The sequence below is a fragment of the Halobiforma nitratireducens JCM 10879 genome (genome assembly GCF_000337895.1).
GTDB classification, from domain to species: Archaea; Halobacteriota; Halobacteria; order Halobacteriales; family Natrialbaceae; genus Natronobacterium; species Natronobacterium nitratireducens.
The window spans coordinates 17,288-35,966 of sequence record NZ_AOMA01000024.1; the positions used below are offsets into that span (position 1 = coordinate 17,288).

Annotated in this window: 15 protein-coding genes; 13 read left to right on the plus strand and 2 right to left on the minus strand. The window is 65.1% G+C overall.

The genetic code is table 11. The features are described from left to right. Window positions 1-13 precede the first annotated feature (13 nt). The 6 genes from phnC (at window position 14) to C446_RS02765 (ending at window position 4,140) form a co-directional block, all read left to right on the plus strand. Entirely contained in the window at window positions 14-847 is an 834-nt protein-coding gene (phnC, locus tag C446_RS02740) for a phosphonate ABC transporter ATP-binding protein (protein ID WP_006671528.1), read from the plus strand. A gap of 1 nt (window position 848) precedes the next feature. After that, on the plus strand, window positions 849-1,679 hold the full coding sequence (gene phnE / locus C446_RS02745) for a phosphonate ABC transporter, permease protein PhnE (RefSeq protein WP_006671529.1): 831 nt from the start codon (window positions 849-851) through the stop codon (window positions 1,677-1,679). Then, on the plus strand, window positions 1,679-2,476 hold the full coding sequence (phnE, locus tag C446_RS02750; protein WP_006671530.1) for a phosphonate ABC transporter, permease protein PhnE: 798 nt from the start codon (window positions 1,679-1,681) through the stop codon (window positions 2,474-2,476). Before phnE (C446_RS02745) ends, phnE (C446_RS02750) begins: the two co-directional genes overlap by 1 nt. A 38-nt stretch (window positions 2,477-2,514) precedes the next feature. Beyond that, complete coding sequence (locus C446_RS02755) at window positions 2,515-2,754, plus strand: hypothetical protein (RefSeq protein WP_239639445.1); 240 nt, start codon at window positions 2,515-2,517, stop codon at window positions 2,752-2,754. 34 nt (window positions 2,755-2,788) lie between these two features. After that, on the plus strand, window positions 2,789-3,520 hold the full coding sequence (locus tag C446_RS02760; protein WP_006671532.1) for an HAD family hydrolase: 732 nt from the start codon (window positions 2,789-2,791) through the stop codon (window positions 3,518-3,520). Window positions 3,521-3,873: 353 nt separating this feature from the next. Then, window positions 3,874-4,140 (plus strand): DUF7511 domain-containing protein, encoded by a 267-nt coding sequence (locus C446_RS02765; RefSeq protein ID WP_006671533.1) that lies wholly within the window; start codon window positions 3,874-3,876, stop codon window positions 4,138-4,140. A 50-nt stretch (window positions 4,141-4,190) separates the two neighbouring features. Here C446_RS02765 and lrpA1 read toward each other — a convergent pair whose 3' ends face one another. Next, complete coding sequence (gene lrpA1 / locus C446_RS02770) at window positions 4,191-4,619, minus strand: HTH-type transcriptional regulator LrpA1 (RefSeq protein ID WP_006671534.1); 429 nt, start codon at window positions 4,617-4,619, stop codon at window positions 4,191-4,193. Between the two features lie 152 nt (window positions 4,620-4,771). Here lrpA1 and C446_RS02775 point away from each other — a divergent pair, with 152 nt between their 5' ends. From C446_RS02775 to carB, 4 genes are all read left to right on the plus strand, one after another. Further along, on the plus strand, window positions 4,772-5,092 hold the full coding sequence (locus C446_RS02775) for a hypothetical protein (RefSeq protein ID WP_006671535.1): 321 nt from the start codon (window positions 4,772-4,774) through the stop codon (window positions 5,090-5,092). A gap of 138 nt (window positions 5,093-5,230) precedes the next feature. Further along, on the plus strand, window positions 5,231-5,767 hold the full coding sequence (locus C446_RS02780; protein WP_006671536.1) for a DUF5815 family protein: 537 nt from the start codon (window positions 5,231-5,233) through the stop codon (window positions 5,765-5,767). A 102-nt stretch (window positions 5,768-5,869) separates the two neighbouring features. Next, the gene (locus C446_RS02785) at window positions 5,870-7,861 is read left to right on the plus strand and encodes a rhomboid family intramembrane serine protease (protein WP_006671537.1); all 1,992 of its coding nucleotides are present in this window, start codon (window positions 5,870-5,872) and stop codon (window positions 7,859-7,861) included. A gap of 543 nt (window positions 7,862-8,404) precedes the next feature. Continuing rightward, complete coding sequence (gene carB / locus C446_RS02790; protein ID WP_006671538.1) at window positions 8,405-11,581, plus strand: carbamoyl-phosphate synthase large subunit; 3,177 nt, start codon at window positions 8,405-8,407, stop codon at window positions 11,579-11,581. A gap of 338 nt (window positions 11,582-11,919) precedes the next feature. On the opposite strand, the gene C446_RS02795 is transcribed toward carB, so the two are convergent. Next, window positions 11,920-13,587: a hypothetical protein gene (locus tag C446_RS02795; protein WP_006671539.1), complete on the minus strand. Its 1,668-nt coding sequence runs from the start codon at window positions 13,585-13,587 to the stop codon at window positions 11,920-11,922. A gap of 213 nt (window positions 13,588-13,800) precedes the next feature. On the opposite strand from C446_RS02795, the gene C446_RS02800 reads away from it, so the two are divergent. The 3 genes from C446_RS02800 (at window position 13,801) to folP (ending at window position 18,599) form a co-directional block, all read left to right on the plus strand. Next, the gene (locus C446_RS02800; RefSeq protein WP_006671540.1) at window positions 13,801-14,634 is read left to right on the plus strand and encodes an ABC transporter ATP-binding protein; all 834 of its coding nucleotides are present in this window, start codon (window positions 13,801-13,803) and stop codon (window positions 14,632-14,634) included. Window positions 14,635-15,040: 406 nt separating this feature from the next. Next, window positions 15,041-15,868 (plus strand): hypothetical protein, encoded by an 828-nt coding sequence (locus C446_RS02805; protein WP_006671541.1) that lies wholly within the window; start codon window positions 15,041-15,043, stop codon window positions 15,866-15,868. Window positions 15,869-15,935: 67 nt separating this feature from the next. Beyond that, on the plus strand, window positions 15,936-18,599 hold the full coding sequence (gene folP, locus C446_RS02810) for a dihydropteroate synthase (RefSeq protein WP_006671542.1): 2,664 nt from the start codon (window positions 15,936-15,938) through the stop codon (window positions 18,597-18,599). Window positions 18,600-18,679: the final 80 nt, after the last annotated feature.

The window sequence follows — 18,679 nt, forward strand, 5'->3', positions numbered from 1 at the left end:
TCCATCTCTATCAATGCTCGAAGTTACGAACTTACGGAAGGTGTACCCGACCGGCGACGAAGCGCTAACCGGCGTCTCGACCACTATCGAGGGGAACGAGATCGTCGCGATGATCGGACCGAGCGGTGCCGGAAAGTCGACGTTCATCCGGTGTATCAACCGATTGACCGAGCCGACCGAAGGCGAAGTCACCCTCGACGGAACTGAACTCACCGCACTCGACAGCGGCGAGATGAAAACTGCACGGCGAAACGTCGGGATGGTCTTTCAGGAGTACAACCTCGTCGAACGGCTCACCGTCATGGAGAACGTACTCTCCGGCCGACTCGGCTACGTCTCGAACTGGGCGGCCTTGCGTCGGAACTTCCCCCAGGAAGACGTCGAAATGGCCTACGATATCCTCGAGACGGTCGGTCTCGGTGGGATGGAGAACAAACGCGCGGACGAACTGTCCGGTGGGCAACGCCAGCGCGTCGGGATCGCCCGTGCTGTCGTCCAGGAACCGAAAATCCTGCTCGCCGACGAACCGACCAGCAGCCTCGATCCGGACACCTCACACGCCGTGATGGAGCTGCTCACCGAGATCGCAGCCGAACGGAACATTCCCGTCCTGATCAACATCCACGAAGTCCACCTGGCCGTCGAGTACGCCGATCGCATTCTCGGCTTGCACGAGGGGGAACTCGTCTTCGATGGCCCGACGACGGACCTCGACGAGAACGCGAAAGACGTCATCTACCGCGGCAAAGCGCTCGCAGGCGAGTCCTCGAGCAACTACGTCGAGGGCTCCGACACCGTCACCGGCGAGACAGAACCCACCGACAAATCCACAATCACGGGGGACTGAGATGGCGACAGAAGAGGGACACTCGGAGCTTCCGCCGGATCGTACCTGGCGGCGGCCGACTGCGTTCGGGAATCATCGTGTAAAGTGGGCCGTTTACGTCGGAGCGACGTTGTTCGTCCTCTGGTCGCTCGTCTCCCTGCTGGCGGACGTTAGCCTCGGACGGCTGCTCACCGGCGTGAACAACGGCCTATTGCTCCTCGAGGCGATGGTGCCGCCGAACACGGCGAGCGAAAACGTCGATCGGGTCGTCGGCTACATGGGGGAGACGATCGCGATGGCGTTCGTCGCGACGTTTACCGGCGTGTTGATCTCGCTCCCGATCGCGTTCGGTGCTGCAGAGAACATTGCGCCCCGACCGATCTACTATCTCAGTCGAGGGATCATTAGCATCACGCGGGCGATCGACGAACTCATCGTCGCCATCATCGCGGTGAAAGCCGTCGGGGTCGGGCCGCTGGCCGGTATCGTCGCGATCAGCTATTTGACGATCGGCTTCTTTTCGAAGCTGTTCGCCGAGGATATCGAGGACATCGACATGGGGGCGAAAGCGGCGATCGACGCTACCGGTGCCTCGCGTTTCCAGGCGCTCGTCTACGCGGTCGTCCCGCAGGTCGCGCCGCGATTCGTCGGCTTGACCGTCTACCGCTGGGACATCAACATCCGCTCGTCTACTATCATCGGAATCGTCGGCGCTGGTGGCATCGGGACGTTGCTGTTGCGATCGTTCGAACGGTACGAGTACGACTTCGCAGCGCTGATCCTGCTCGCTATCATCGCCGTCGTCCTCGCTGGCGAACTGTTCAGCGCGTACGTTCGACGGAGGGTTCAGTGATGGCCACGAACTCCGGTCCTCGCTGGCGACGCTTCGAATCCCGAGAGCGAATGAAACGGGTCGCTGCGTTTCTCGTGGCCATGGGAACAGTCGTCGTCTCGTGGCTCCACATGGGGCTCGATGTCCAGTACATCCGAACAGCGCCAGCCGAACTACTGGACCTCGCGGTCCGGATGTTCCCGCCGGACTGGGGGTATGCGCCCGAAATCGTCGTGCCGCTGCTCGAGACGGTACATATCGCCGTCGTTGGGACGATCATTGCCCTCACTGTGTCGGTCCCAGTCGCCTTTCTGGCAGCCGAAAACACGACGCCCAACCGGATTACGTACGCGATCGGCAAGCTGATCGTCACTGTCTCCCGATCGGTTCACGTCGTTATCTGGGCGATGGTGTTCGTCGTCATGTTCGGCCCCGGCGCGTTCGCCGGGATGGTCGCGATTGCCGTCCGATCGGTCGGATTCGTCGCCAAACTGCTCGGCGAAGAGATCGAAGAGATCGGGTTCGATCAGGTCGAGGCGATCCGTGCGACCGGAGCCTCTTCGTCCCAGGTCCTGCTCTACAGCGTCATCCCCCAGATCAAGCCCGCACTCGTCGGGATCGGCGTCTATCGGTGGGACATCAACGTCCGTAGCGCGACGATCCTCGGCGCGGTCGGTGCCGGCGGGATCGGCGTCCAGCTGTTCAACTCTGTCGACGCGTTCCGATGGTCGGCCGTTCTGACGATACTGATCGCTATCCTCGGCATCGTCCTCCTGAGCGAGACGATCTCCGCCCGGACTCGAGCGATGGTGCGTTGATCATGGCGTCGATCGGCCGACCCACCTCGAGACGAACAGTGATTGCGACGATCGGCTCCGCACTCGCGTGCGGAGTGACAGAGTGGGGCAGCGCCCGACAGAACGACCCCGCGGACGAACCAGCCACGGAACCCGGCCGGACAGTGACTTCGAACGGCCAGGACGGTGCAGTGGCTACCGACGACTCAAGCGCCGCCACGACGGGCGGTGATCCCGACGCGACGAACGAGATCACTGAGACAACGGACGACGAAGCCGGTTGCGGCTGTCCCGGCTGAAAGCACCAGTAGACAGTACACACGATTCACACCGATGACAACGAGACCAACGGGAAAGACGACGAGTGAACCGACGATCGAATCGGACGGCAAACAGGCACTACTGTTCGACATGGACGGCGTTATCCTCGAGGGGGACGGAACCGATCCCGACGTACACGCCCGCGCGTTCCGCGATGCAGTCGACGATCTCGATTTCGATCTCGACCCTGAAGTCCCCCTCGAGTCGCTGTTTCCACTGGAGACCGACGAGTACACCGAAACGTTCGCGAGGGCCTGTCAGGAACTCGGCCTCGAGCCGGCGGAGTTCTACGCGCTCCGCGAGGAGTACAGTGCCAAGCGGTCGATCGACCGCATCAGGGACGGTACTCGCGGACTCTACGACGATGTCGACGTTCTCGACGTGCTCGACGAACTCGAGCGAGGGCACCCGGTCGGACTCGTGAGCAACAACTACGATCCGACGGTCTCGTTCGTCGTCGACCATTTCGACCTCGAGGCGTTTTCGTTCGTCCGTGGCCGCGATCTCGGCGTCGAAGGATTCCGGCGACGGAAACCGGAGCCGTACTACATCGAGATGGCCCTGGACGCTCTCGGCCTCGACAGCGGCATTTACGTCGGCGACCGCGAGACTGATCTGCTCGCTGCCCAGAACGCGGGACTCACCCCGGTTCTGCTCCGACGACCGCACAACGAGACGCTCGAGCCGTCGGTCGACGGCTACCTCGAGATCGACTCGCTCGAGGAGTTACTCGAGCACCTGTAACTGCTACCAGCGCCGGCCGTCCGACGTTTCGACGAACGACGAAAGTGCTGGCCTCCAGGCGGCCGGTAACTCCTCGTAGGCTGTACAGTCGACAGTCACCGGGGCCGACACACTCGAGAGGGCGGTCGCTCGAGGGACGAAGTGGCTCTGGTTCCGTCTCGATCAGAGACGGGCTGTGTGCCGAGGTGAACCAGTGGAACGAAGAGGGCGACGAATCGGTCGGAAGTGGGTATTCCGACCGGACACAGCAGCAATACTGATGTATCCGAACCGATCAGTATCGCTCCGTACTGCAACTAGCAGCGATTTTGTGTGTTTCCGTGAGATCGTCGGACGAGGCCACAGACAGAGCTATGACTGACTTCTCGAGCGGAGACGATACTGACCGCATTCGTTCCCACTCCCGATCGCAGTCCGACACTCCTGTCCGCTCCCGATTCTGTGAGGACAGAGGGGACAACAGACAGGATCGATCCGGGCTCGAATCGATCGTCGTCCGATACGAGGACGAACCCGATCGGTGTACGATCACGCCACGATCCTGTGGCACTGGGGATCGACTCACGACCTGGCTGTCAGTGAACGTGACTGCGGTCGTCGAACTCGAGGAACGACGATAAGACGAGGTCCGAGCGAACGGTTCCCGATCTTCGTACTTCCCCGTGGGAGGTCACTTGAGTCGCTCCTGAAGGAACGACGGATGCGCCGCAGTAACCCCCTCGATCTCGAGCAGTTCCTCCGAAATGAACTCGCCGAGTTCGTCGCCGTCTTCGGCACGCACTTCGGCCATCAGCATGTGGTCGCCGCTGGAACTGTACAGTGCCTCGATCTCCTCGAGGTCTTTCAGCGTCTTCGTCGCTTCGACGTAGCGTTCGCTGGCGACATCCAGCCCCACCAGCGCGATCGTCTGACTCGAGAGTTTCTTCGGGTCGATCTCGGCCGAGTAGCCGACGATGACGCCTTCGTCCTCGAGTTGATTGATGTACTTACGAACTGTTGGCTTCGAGACGCCGGCCCGTTCGGCGATCTCGGCGTACGAAGCCTGGGCATCCTCTTCGAGAACTTCGAGGATGCGATCTTCCGTCGCCTGGGTACTCATGGGAGAGTGTTTTGCTCCGACGGGAAAATATCTTTTGTATACGAAAACGTCGGATTCCCTAATGGAAGCCCCCGAGAACTACCGGTTCTCGAGGGGTGAGACGGACGCGATCGTCGGACTTATTCGGTCGCTGCCCCGACACTCTCGGACGGATGGTCGACCCCAACTACGTCAGCGGCGCGGTCTGGTTTCTCTGTGGGCTCGCGATCCTCTATCTCGGCTATCTCATCGCGATCCGCGGGCGGGCGGACCTCCATGCCAACTACGACGAGGACAGCGGGGTCGACCCAGAGTACGTCTCCCGGTGGGCCGGCGGCACGGCGCTGTTGATGGGGCTGTTGGTCATCGGCTACGCCGTTCGCGAAGTGATCTACGGCTTCCAGCCCTACGCCCTCGGCGCGCTGGTCGTCACGCTGCTCGTGTTGAGCTACGTGACGAAGCTGTTCGCCCGCGGCTACGGCTACCGGGAGTGAGACGGATTGCTGTAACTAGTTACCGCCGGTCGCCAGCACGGGGTCGGCGCTCGGCGGTAATTGACCACAGTACACCGGATGAGAGCCAGGCGGTGAGGAGTCGTCGCCCTTATGACTCGGCCGGCCATACCGTGAGCAATGGCAAACCCCCGCGTACCGGGTTCCGACCCCGAGCGGACCGTCGAACTCCCCTGCGGGAAGACCCTCGATCCACACGACATCGGCCTCGGCATGCGCGACTACGAGTGTCCGTGTGGGGACGCTCACGCCGTCGTCACCGACGCGCACCCGCCGTCGCGGTTCTTCCCCGAGTCGCTCGTCGCCGTCCTCGAAGAGACGATCGAGACGGACGACGAGTTCGACCGGTTCGGCACGCCCCACCTGATGGGCGTCGCCATGGAGGAGTTCCCCGAGAAGACGGCTATCTACGACGGCAGCGACGACGGTGCGGTCGGCTATGCGATGCTGTGGGTCTTCGAGTTCGACTCGCGTCGACTCCACGAAATCGTCGTCGAACTCGTCGTCGAGCTGATGGAACACGCGATCAGCCACGCCGACGACGACGCTGCGATCACCGAGTTCGAATCCCAAATGCTCGAGTTCGACGTAAGCGAGTTCGTCGAGCAGTACCGACGCCAGCGGGATTTCGAGAGCGCACACGACGGCCCGGTCTGATCGCGTTCGGCGAGTGCGGTCGACAGTCCACGAGACACGACACGGTCTACCAGTCGGAACGGGTGACCAGACCTTTGTCACTCGGATCGAAACTAACCGACGATGCCGCTCGAGTTCGCGCCGACTCGGATCGCGCTGGTGGTCTCTCTCCTCGTCGCACTGGGGTATCTCTGGTACGCGGAAGGGAGAGGAAGGTGGGTAGCACTGGTCGAGGACCGTCTCCTCTACGGTGTCCCGTGGGGGACGCTGGTTACCGTCGCGATTCTGGTCGCGTTCTATGCCGTCGTACAGGGTGGAGTACGGAGCTGGAGCGAACCGCTGACGCTCCCGTTTATCACCTGGTCGTACTTCTACCCTACCGGCCTGTTCACGGCGGGGTTCGCCCACGGAACGCCGGGTCATCTGGCCTCGAACACCGCAGGGACGCTCGCGTTGGCTCCGATCGCGGAGTACGCCTGGGGGCACTACCCGCCCTCGAGCGATCGGCGAACACGAACCGATGGCGGATCGAACGTCGCGGCCGACGGCGAAGGGACCAGTCTGCTCGCCCGCCCCTGGGTCCGCGCCGTCGTCGTCTTCCCGGCAGCCCTGCTCGTCGCTGCCGTCCTGACGGCCGTCTTCGCGCTCGGCCCGGGACTCGGGTTCTCCGGGGCCGTCTTCGCTATCGCCGGCTTTGCGGTCGTGAGCTATCCGCTGACGACGGTCGTCGCCGTCGTCGTCACCACTGCGCTCCAGACGCTATACCAGGCACTGACCCAGCCCGTCGTCCGGGAAACTCTCGAGGTCGGGCCGCCGAGCCCACCGGGCTGGGCAGGCGTTGGCTTCCAGGCGCACCTCCTCGGGTTCCTGCTCGGGGTTCTCGTCGGCATCGCGTTGCTCCGCCGACGGGGGCGATCGCCGGCCGGTGACCGTGTGTTCGTCGGCGTCGTGCTGTTCGGGATGGCCCAGTCGCTGTGGCTGCTCGTGCTCACCGGCGACGACGTCTTTTATCTCTACCAGGGGGCCGGGATCGTCATGCTGCTCGCGCTCGCAGTCGCGACGACCGTCGCGGTCGCCGGGAGTGACCGGCCGATCCCGCCGACGTTCTCGCGGCTGTCGCGACGGGTCCCTAGTCGGGAACAGCTCGCCAGGGGTTGGCTGCTCGTCCTCGCGGTCGTCTTCCTCGTGGGAATCGTCGGCGCGTTCCTCGACGATTTCTCGCCCGTGTTGACGATCGCGCCGCTCGCGGTGGTGGTCGCGCTCCTCGCCCTGCCGGCGCTGCCGGCGGTCGTCCCGGATCGCTGGCTCTCGAGTCCGGTCTCCCGCCGAGGTGTTGCGGTCGGGTGTCTCCTCGCGTTTACGGTCGTCGTCGTCGCTCCGAGCGTTCCGCTGAACCTCCTCGTGGTCGGGGACGACGCGGTTCCGGGCGACGGTGAGGTCGAAGTCGGCGGCTACGCCGTCACCTACGAACAGAACGCGACCGCCGGACAGACGCCGGTGATCGATCCCGGCCCGATCCCCGATCCCGAGTTGGATGACGACGAAGAGGACGATTCCGAACCCGACGAACTCGAGGATGCGGCCGACGATCCCTTCGCCACCCAACAGAGCGGCGTGATCGTCGTCAATGACGACCGCGAAATCTGGACCGTCGGCGTCCGGGACTCGCTCCTCGAGCACGACCGCGAGGCGACGGTCGTCGTCGGCGGCATCGGCTGGCAGGAGACCGTCGCCGTCTCCCGAAGCGGCTGGGACGTGATCGGAAACGAAAGCAGCTACGCGGTCGATCTCGAGACCGGGGCCGACGCCGTCGACGCCGATGGCGGGGAGGCGGTCCGGTCGTTCGCCTCGGAGCCGATCGAGGCCGAAGTCAGGGTCGACGGGCACACGATCGCTATCGAGCCCGGGGACGGGGCCGGCGACGCTTTCGAACTCCGCGTCGTGGCCGACGGCGAGGTCGTCGGTACCGCCGACATCCCAGCCGTAAACGAGACCGCGACTGTCGGCGACCTCGAGTTCGACACCGAGGCGGTCGGCGATGTCGACCGACTGTACGCGAGCGCGGACGCGACGGATACCGAGGCACTGATCGCCGAGCGCGAGACGGACGGGTAGTCTCGGAGTTTCTTTCTCGTACGCCTGGCCTCCCTTCGCGATTTCCATCGACCCTTTCGCGAAAGTGGTGGTAGTTCGGCGTATACATCGACCGCCACCCACCGCTAAAGGGGTGGGATTCCCCGAAAGGTGACGTTCTCTGGACGTTCGCGGGACTCACTGTTTCGATCGAGTTCGCTTGCATCGAGGTCTCCCTTCGAGATACGCAGTGGCCGATTCGGAGAGACCTTGATATCCTCCCCGCGAGGGTTTCTCCATCAAACGACGATTCACGAGGGTTCGAAACTGGCCGATCGAAATCGACGCGAGAAGCGACAACGGCCACTGGCTACGCGCTCCCGTAGGGCGGCCGTCCGACGGCTATCGACCGAGCGGCGAGACGGCTGCTCGAGGGCCGTTCCGACAACGAACCGTCCTCGGGGCAGACAGCGGCCCCGAACCACCCATCGACCCCCTTCGGTTCGAAATTCGAAATCCGATTTCGAGATTCGTATTGTATCGTGGCCCTTATTACGATGTGCGAACTCCGGACGAACAAGACCAATGAGTACGGAGACAGACGACGCCGCAGGGGACGGGCGCAAGATCCTGCTTATCGGCAGCGGACCGATCCAGATCGGGCAGGCCGCGGAGTTCGACTACTCGGGGGCACAGGCCTGTCGCGCACTTCAGGAGGAGGGCGCGGAGGTCGTGCTGGTCAACTCGAACCCCGCGACGATCATGACGGACCCGGAGATGGCAGACGAAGTCTACATCGAGCCGATCACGACCGACGCCATCGCCGAGATCATCCGGGAAGAGAGCCCTGACGGCGTTATCGCCGGCCTTGGCGGTCAGACAGGCCTGAACGTCACCGCCGAACTCGCCGAGGAAGGCGTTCTCGAGGAACACGACGTCGAGATCATGGGGACGCCGCTCGATACGATCTACGCGACCGAGGACCGGGACCTCTTCCGCCAGCGTATGGAGAAGATCGGTCAGCCCGTCCCGGGCTCGACGACCATCTCGCTCGAGGAGGGCGAGTCGGTCTCGGAACTGACCGAGGAAGACCTCGAGGAACGCGTCCAGGCTGCCGTCGACGAGGTCGGCGGCCTGCCGGTCATCGCCCGCACTACCTACACGCTCGGTGGCTCCGGGTCCGGCGTCGTCCACGAGTTCGACGAACTCCTTCAGCGCGTCCGCAAAGGTCTTCGTCTCTCCCGGAACAGCGAAGTTCTCATCACCGAGTCCATCGCTGGCTGGGTCGAGTACGAGTACGAAGTCATGCGCGACGCCGACGACTCCTGTATCATCATCTGCAACATGGAGAACATCGACCCGATGGGCATCCATACGGGGGAGTCAACGGTCGTCACGCCCTCCCAGATCGTCCCCGACGAGGGCCACCAGGAGATGCGCACGGCAGCGCTCGAGGTCATCCGCGAACTCGGCATCCAGGGCGGCTGTAACATCCAGTTCGCCTGGCGCGACGACGGCACGCCGGGCGGCGAGTACCGCGTCGTCGAGGTCAATCCCCGCGTCTCCCGTTCCTCCGCACTCGCCTCGAAAGCGACAGGCTACCCGATCGCCCGCGTGACCGCGAAGGTCGCCTTGGGCAAGCGCCTCCACGAGATCGAGAACGAAATTACCGGCGAGACGACCGCCGCCTTCGAGCCTGCGATCGACTACGTGGTTACGAAGGTCCCCCGGTGGCCCAAAGACAAGTTCGACGACGTCGACTTCGAGCTGACGACGGCGATGAAGTCGACGGGCGAGGCGATGGCTATCGGACGAAGCTTCGAGGAGTCGCTGCTGAAGGCGCTGCGTTCCTCGGAGTACGAACCCAGCGTCGACTGGGAGGAGGTAAGCGACGAGGAACTCGAGACACAGTATCTCGAGCGTCCCTCTCCGGATCGCCCGTACGCGATGTTCGAGGCGTTCGACCGCGGCTACACCACCGAGGAGGTCGTCGAACTGACGGGTATCTTCGAGTGGTACACCGAACGCTACAGGCGCATCGCGGAGTCGACCCGCGCGGCTCAGGAAGGCGACTTCACCGAAGCCGCGATCGCCGGCTACACGAACGCCGCGATCGCTTCGGCGGCCGGCACCGACGTCGAGACCGTCGAACAGGAGGTCCCCGGGCGCTCGTACAAGCAGGTCGATACCTGTGCCGGCGAGTTCGAAGCCGAGACGCCGTACTACTACTCCGCACGCAAAAACGAGTTCGAGTCCGGGCCTCTCGAGGACGACGCCGTCGCGGGCGAACTCGAGGTCGACCCCGACGTAGAGAGCGTGATCGTCGTCGGCGGCGGCCCGATCCGCATCGGGCAGGGTGTGGAGTTCGACTACTGTTCGGTCCACGCGGTCCGCGCGCTTCGCGAACTCGGCATCGACGCCCACGTGATCAACAACAACCCCGAGACGGTCTCGACCGACTACGATACCTCCGACGGGCTGTTCTTCGAACCCATCACCGCCGAAGAGGTCGCCGACGTCGCCGAAGCGACCGGCGCGGACGGCGTGATGGTTCAGTTCGGCGGCCAGACGTCGGTCAACGTCGGCGAGCCGCTCGAGGAGGAACTCGACCGTCGCGGCCTCGACTGTGAGATCATGGGTACCAGCGTCGAGGCCATGGACCTCGCGGAGGACCGTGACCGGTTCAACGCCCTGATGGACGAACTGGGAATCGCCCAGCCCGACGGTGGGACGGCCTTCTCGAAAGAGCAAGCCCTCGAACTCGCCCACGAGATCGGCTACCCCGTGCTCGTTCGCCCCTCCTACGTGCTCGGTGGCCGCGCGATGGATGTCGTCTACGACGACGAGGAACTCGAGACCTACATCGAAGAGGCCGTCCGTGTCTCCCCGGAGAAACCGATCCTGGTCGACGACTTCCTCGAGGACGCGATCGAACTCGACGTCGACGCCGTCGCCGACGGTCGTTCGACGCTGATCGGTGGCATCATGGAACACATCGAAAGCGCGGGCGTCCACTCCGGCGACTCGGCCTGTATGATCCCGCCACGCTCGCTCGACGAGGATACCCTCGAGCGCGTCCGCGAGGTCACCGAGGACATCGCCGCGGCCCTGAAGACGAAGGGGCTGTTGAACGTCCAACTCGCCGTTCGTGACGGCGAAGTCTATGTGCTCGAGGCCAACCCACGCTCCTCGCGTACCGTTCCGTTCGTCTCGAAGGCGACCGGCATTCCGATCGCGAAACTCGCGGCGAAAGTCATGGCCGGCGAGACGCTGCACAGTCTCGGAGCGCAAGAGCAGATTCCGGAACACACCTCGATCAAGGAGGTCGTCCTCCCGTTCGACCGCCTGCCGGGCTCGGACCCGCGTCTCGGCCCCGAGATGAAGTCCACCGGCGAAGTGATGGGGACGGCAAGCGACTTCGGCACGGCCTACTGGAAAGCCCAGCAGGCCGCCCACAACGCGATCAGCGAGGGAACGGCGGTCGTGGACCTAGACGTCGACGGCTTCGAGGACCACTTCGATGTCGCGGAGTTCGACGACGTGCCACAGGCGATCCGCGAAGGCAAAGTCGACTTCGTGGTCAGTCGCGACCGTGACTCGCTCGAGATGGCTGTCGAAGAGGAGATTCCGTACCTCTCGACGGAAGCCGCCGCCCAGGCCTACGTCGAAGCTCTCGAGAGCTTCGGCGGGAACCTCGAGGTCGACTGCGTGAGCGACCGTCCGAAACGCATCGCGACCTGGGGCGGCGACGGCAACGAGTAACCTGAATCGACAGCGAGACGCTCGACTCTGGGTCGGTCGCGATCGATCGACCGTTTCCTGTGTGTTCTCTCCGTCTATCCTGAACTCCGAGTAGACTGTCGCACCGGGCTTACGCGATTCACGCCCGCCGTGAACGGCGGGATTCTCTCGCTGAATCAAGATAGCTCGGCTGGGAGACGGTCCGCAACTACGAAGGAAGCTGGCACGATTGGGGGGCACTTAGCGAGGACGACGGCTACTACTACTACACGTCCGGGAAGGGGACCGGCGACGTAATCGATGTCTTCGACTGATCGATGTGGCCGGCCGACGCGACCGGGCGGTGATCGTGTTCTGGTTTACTCGAGGGCGTACCAGTCGAACCGTTCGACCGCGTACTTGTACGCGACGGGCGGTGCCGCGAGGCCGACGAGGAGGACCACCCACGCGGCGGTTTCGATCCCGTCGGCGGACGCCGCGGCGGCCGTCGGCAACGGCGTCGCCGCGAGTAGGGCGGCCGAAATCTCGGCGATCGCTCCCGCCGTGTCGGTATAGAGGATGCCGGCCGCACCGGCCGGGAAGACGATTCCCGACGTGTAGACTACGAACGCAGACTTGCTCGGCATCACCGCCTCGCGGTTGTTCGTCACTTTGACGCTGCCGAACCGGGGAAACGCGGAACCGATCCCGACCGCCAGCGCGGGCGCAGCGACGGCCCCGACTACGGCTCCGACGAGCAACGCCGTAGTCGCCCCCGCCGAGAGCGGGCTCGCAACGCCTGCACCGAAGGCGACGACGACTGCGAGGGGGACACCGACGACCGTTCCGGCGAGTATCCGGCCGCGGATCGCGTCTCGGCCGGAGATCGTCGACGTGAGGACCGCGGGCAACGCCTGACCGAGATCGCCAAGCGGGTTGAGCGTAAAGAGGACGCCGGTTCCCCAGACGACGTACAGACAAAACAGGACGGCCACGTAGGAGGGGAGGTGGCCGGCCTGGATCACGTCCTGGACGAAAAACAGCGCGCCGAACAACGGGTAGGCCGCGTACGCGAGCCGGATCGGTGCGCGTCGCGTCCGACGGATCGCCGTCAGCGCCACGGTCCCGGCCGGTCGTGAGACGGTGCGTGAGAGGCCACGCTCGAGCCGACTCGAGGACGAATCGGACCGTGAGACGGTGCTATCGCCGGTGCGGGCTGGGTCGGCGAACCAGTGGATGCGTGCGGAGGGGACGGCCGCGGCGATGGCGAGCGCGCCGACGGCCGGCGCGGCGATTACGGCGGCGACCGCGGTGAGACTCGAGGCGCTCACGTTCGGGACGGCGAGCAAGAGCAGATGTCCGGGCCAGCCGAGCGGTCCGTCGCCGAGCAACGCGAACAGTTCGGCGGTGAGTACGTCGAACCAGCCAGTCGCGATCGAGCCGAAGTACGCGAACGCGAGCCCGGCAAGCAGCGGCGTTCGAAACCGGGCGATGGGTTCGTAGACGATGATCAGGTGCCGAAACCAGAGCCCGAGGAGGAAACCGACGGGGACTGCAGCGACCAGCAAGACGAGCGTGAGTACCGGCGCGACGAGAACCGGCAGGACGGTCCCGGCACCGGCGGCGAACGCGGCGGCAACGACAGTCGCGGGGAGCAGGAACCAGGGTGCAAAGAGGAGGATTTCGGCGGTGACTACGCCGACGACGACGTTTCGGAGCCGCGTCGAGAGCAGGAGACAGGCCGGTTCGTCGACGTTCGCGGTCGTCGTCACCGTTCGGATCGCAGCCATCAGTACCAGGAACAACCACACGAGTGCCACGCCGCCGGTCGCGACGTCGGTCGCGAAGGCGATGTCCGCAGCGTCGAACTCGCCGGCAGCGACGCTCTCGCCGAGTGCGGGCAACAGGAAGAGCGCGACCGCCGTGATCGGCCCGAGTGCCAGGAGCGCAATCGCGACCAGCACCAGCAGCTTCGTTCGATCGCCGGCGACGGTTCGGAGCGTGCGGCGACACTCCGTACGAGCGACGGCGACAGCGGGGCCGTTCACCGCCGATCACCGCCAGCGAGTCGGCGCGAAAGGGGACGTTCGGGGACCGGTTGCATACCCGATAGCGCGTCACGACGGCAGTAAACGTTTTGGATCGCTGTCACTAACTCGAGGAAAACCGTGAGCAGGTAGATTCCTCGAGCGACGATGGGACAGTCGCCGCTCTTGACAGCGAAGTAACGCCTTTAACTACTGGGGATCGAAACGGACCGTATGACCGCCGCCCAACCCGACGCCCTCGCTATCGAAACGGCCGGACTGACGAAGCGATACGGCGAGACGACCGCCGTCAAGGGGCTCGATCTCGAGGTCGAGCGTGGAACCGTCTACGGTTTCCTCGGCCCCAACGGCGCGGGAAAGACGACGACGATGCGCATGTTGACGACGCTGACCCGGCCCACGTCGGGAACGGCTCGCGTGGCCGGCCACTCGATCGCCGACCGGGAGGCAGTCACCCCCCACATCGGCTACCTCCCCGAAGAACCGCCCGTCTACGACGAACTCAGCGGCCGCGAACAACTCGAGTACGCCGCGGGGCTGCGTGACCTCCCGGAAGACGAGGTCGACGGGCGTATCGAATCGCTGCTAGAACGGTTCGATCTGCTGTCCGACGCCGACAAACGCATCGGGGAGTACTCGAAAGGGATGCGTCAGAAAGTCGGCGTCATTCAGGCGGTCCTCCACGAACCGGCCGTCGCCTTCCTCGACGAGCCGACGAGCGGGCTCGATCCCCGCGCCGCGCGAACGATGCGGGATACGATCGCCGACCTCGCCGATCAAGAGATGACGATCTTCCTCTCGACGCACATTCTGCCGGTCGTCGACGAACTGGCCGATGAGATCGGCGTCCTCCACGACGGCGAACTGGTCGCCGAGGGGGAACCGGAAACACTGAAGTCCCGCGCGGAGACCGGTGACGCGCGCAGTCTCGAGGACGCGTTCCTCGAGGTGACCCGGGAGTCGCCGGAGTCGGGATCGGGGCCGGGGTCGGGATCGGAACCGTCACGAAACCCCGGCGATGCGGCGGCGAACTCCTCGCTCGAGTGATCGTGGGAGCGAACGTGGACGGCCGTGGACGTAGACACGGGCGTGGACGTAGACACGGGCGTGGACGTAGACACGGACACGGACACGAACACGGACGCAGATAGACAGGTGAAACAGACCAGCGCGGCGGCTCGTGACCGTACGGAAATCGAAATATCCGTGACTGACCGACTCGGAGCTAGGCGGGAGCGAAGCTCCCGCGAGGCCAGCGGGACGGAGTCGCGCCAGAATTCGCGAGGGCCGCGAAATCCTTGCTCTCGCTCGATGACGAGAGATGCCGTCTTTCGAGCCACTTGACACCGGGGCAGTTCACCCGCACTTGCCTCGCGACCCACGGAAGCCCCCCACCTTCGTGTCCCTTCGTGAAGGGCTAGTTACATGTGGTCGGACGATCCATGCTTCGCGTATGGTCTCGTCCCGTCCCCGCCTCCCCCTTGCTTCGATCGCTGCCGGGGTCACCGGTGGTGTCGCCAACGCCGCGGTCGTGCTCGCGCTGTACGCTCGCGCCGACTACCCCGCCCTCGAGTCGGCGACCGCGACAGCGGTGCTGGCTTTCGGTGCGTTTGCCGTCGGCTTCGTTCCGCTCGCCCTCGCGGTCTACACCCGATTGTTCGCACCGGCGGCCGGATTCGTCGCCCTCGTCGCGGGCACCGTTTCCCTCGAGTTCACGTCACCGATGCCCGAGTGGGGGACACAGGGTGGAGCGGTAATCGTCGACGGACCGACCCACATCGGCAGTTACGCGAACACCTGGTACGTCTGGCTCGCGCTCGCGGCGGTAGTCGCCGCCGCGGAGTTCGGTGTTCGACGACAGTACGGAATCGCCGACGGGAGACTGCGGAACCTCCCCGATCGACCGCTCGAGCGGGCCGACCGGTACGCCATCGTCCTCGGGACCGCGGCCATCGTCGGCGTCGGAACGTCGCTTCTGGTCGTCCGCTCGGGCATCCGGCCGTCGCTGCTCGTCCCGATCGTCTTCGGGTTCGCCGCCGCCGTCACCGCGGTACCGTTCGTGGCGCTGTTCGAGGACGGCACACTGCTCCCGCTCGCGCTCTTTGCTGTCGTCCCCTCTCTCCTGGTATTCGAGGTCTTCGTCACGACGGACAGCCCCGTCCACATTCTCCTGTTGGGGCCGTATGCGGTCGTTCTGGCCCTCGTCTGGTTGCTCGAGCGAACTGCCAGGCAACGTCTCGGCGGTCTCGACGACGGAGCGACCGACGAACGGGCCGCGTGAGCCCGCGTAGGGGGTCGAGGGAACCCGACTCCGACACCCTAAAGCGGTCGGACAGGCTGGTTCGGATATGGAGTATCACGAGGCGGCGGACTTTTGCTTCGGTCTGCGGCGGTTCCGCCCGAAACCGGGGACGGAGTCGACCGCACGGTTGCTCGCCCACCTCGAGAACCCCCACGAGGGCGTCGATTTCGTCCAGGTTGCCGGCTCGAACGGCAAGGGGAGTACGGCCCGAATGCTCGAGCGTACCCTTCGAGAGGCGGGGCTCTCCGTCGGACTCTATACGTCCCCACACCTCGAGGACCTGCGCGAGCGCATCCGAGTCGACGGGCGCAAGATTCCGCGCTCCGCGGTGACGGCGTACGTCGAAGCGGTCCAGGAGTACGTGACCGAGCGGGCCGCCGACGGCGAGTCGCCGACTTTCTTCGAGGTGATGACCGGCATGGCGCTGTGGCACTTCGGTCGGTCGGACGTGGACGTGGCCGTCCTCGAGGTCGGCATCGGCGGCCGCTACGACGCTACCAGCGTCGTCGATCCGGTCGCAAGCGCGGTGACCAGCGTCACGCTCGAGCACACGGGGATCATCGGCGAGACCGAGACCGAGATCGCGGCGGACAAGGCTCACGTCGCGCCCGACGCCGCGCCGTTGGTCACCGGCGTCACGGGGGACCCGCTCGAGACGATCCGGTCGGTCGCGGGGGAAGTGGTGACGGTCGGTCGTGACGCTGATGGAGGGAGCGATGGCGACAGCGACAGCGACAGCAACGGGGCAACCGAACCCGAGCACCCAGACGTCTGCGTCTCCTACGACGGCCGCCGGAACCACACCGAAGCCGCCGTCTCTATCGCCGCCGACGACTGGGACCTCGAGACCCGTATCCCGCTTCCCGGCACTCACCAGGCCGAAAACGCGGGTATCGCGGCGACGTTGGCCCGGCAGGTCGCCGACGTTTCGACGACAGACCTCGCCCGCGGGCTTCGGAGCGCCCACTGGCCGGGCCGGTTCGAAGTGATGGATACCGAGCCGCTCGTCGTCCTCGACGGCGCGCACAACCCTGGTGCCTGCGAAACCGTCGCGGAGACGCTCGCGACGTACGACTACGACGACCTCCTGCTGGTCGTCGGCGCGATGCACGACAAGGACCATCGATCGATGGCCGAGGCTTTGCCGACGCCGGCGACTGTCTTCGCGGCCGAACCGCCTCTCGACCGCGCCGAAGATCGGGAGGTTCTCGCCCGCGTCTTCGAGAATACCGGGGCCGAAGAGGTAGCGACCGAGGCGTCGGTACAGGACGCCCTCGCGGCGGCGCTCGAAACTGCCGAAGCCGACGACTGCGTGCTGGTCGCCGGGTCACTGTTTGCGGTCGCCGAGGCACGCTCGCGGTGGACCGTCGACGGCGTTCCCAAGCGAATTCGGGACCTCGAGGACGCCCGTGAGACGCTCGCGGACGCGAACGTTCCCGACGAGTCGGCCGCGCGAACGGCTGACAACGCCGTCCACCGCGTCGTGAAGACGAACCTGGGGTACCGGCAGGCCCAGCATCTCAAAGAGGAACTGCTTCGACTGGGCGGGGACTGTGCGCTCTCCGGCCACGGTCACAGTCCCGGGAACGACGACGAGCGAGTCGACGCCGTCCTGATGGGAACCCTCGCACAGTTCGAGGCCCTGCTCGAGTCGATCGAGGCTGACTCGGGCCCGGACGGCGTCACGGACGTCGGCCGCGAACTGCGGTCGACGCTCGATCTCGAGGCTGACTCGTCGGGGATAGTGGTGGGATCAGAGTCAGAGTCAGAGTCAGAGTCAGAGTCGGGGTCAGGGTCAGGCTCAAGGTCGGAGTCGACATCGACATCACCAGCGGACACCGTCGATCGCGGGACACCGACCGGCACTGACGAAGCGGCGACGACCGACCGCTGGCCCTGGCACGACCGCACTGCCATCATGGGCATCTTGAACGTCACGCCCGACAGCTTCCACGACGGCGGCGAGTACGACGCCCTCGAGGACGCAGTCGCTCGCGCCGAGGGAATGGTCGAAGCCGGTGCGGACGTGATCGACGTGGGCGGGGAATCGACCCGCCCTGGCGCTGATCCCGTCCCGATCGAGGAGGAGATCGATCGCGTCGTCCCCGTGATCGAACGAATCCGCGAACTCGGTCTCGATGTCCACGTTTCGATCGACACCCGCAAAGCCGCTGTCGCCGACGCCGCCCTCGAGGCCGGCGCGGACATCGTCAACGATGTCTCCGGGCTCGAGGACCCCGAAATGCGGTTCGTCGCCGCCGACCACGATGCGGGTCTGGTCGTGATGCACAGCATCGACACACCCGTAGTACCGGACCGAGACGTCACCTACGACGATGTCGTCGAGGACGTCATCGACCAACTCGCCGAACGGATTCTGCTGGCCGAGAAGGCGGGACTCGACCGCGAGAACGTCGTCGTCGATCCCGGACTCGGATTCGGCAAATCGCCCCGCGAAAGCTTCGAGTTGCTCGGCCGAACGGACGAGCTCCGCGCACTCGACTGTCCGATCCTGATCGGCCACTCCCACAAATCGATGTTCGGCCACGTCGACCGCGACGCCGGCGACCGCCGCGAGGCGACGGTCGCGGCGACGGCGATCGCGGCCGATCGGGGGGCCGATATCGTCAGGGTTCACGACGTGCCCGAGAACGTTGCCGCGGTGCGGACGGCGCTTGCGGCCGGCGATTCCGAACGGTTCGAGTGGTAGCCCGCCCCGAGTAACCAGTTTTTCGAACAGTTCCCGCTCCGTGACCGACCGGTGTTCTCATAGGTCTCGACCGGTTACTC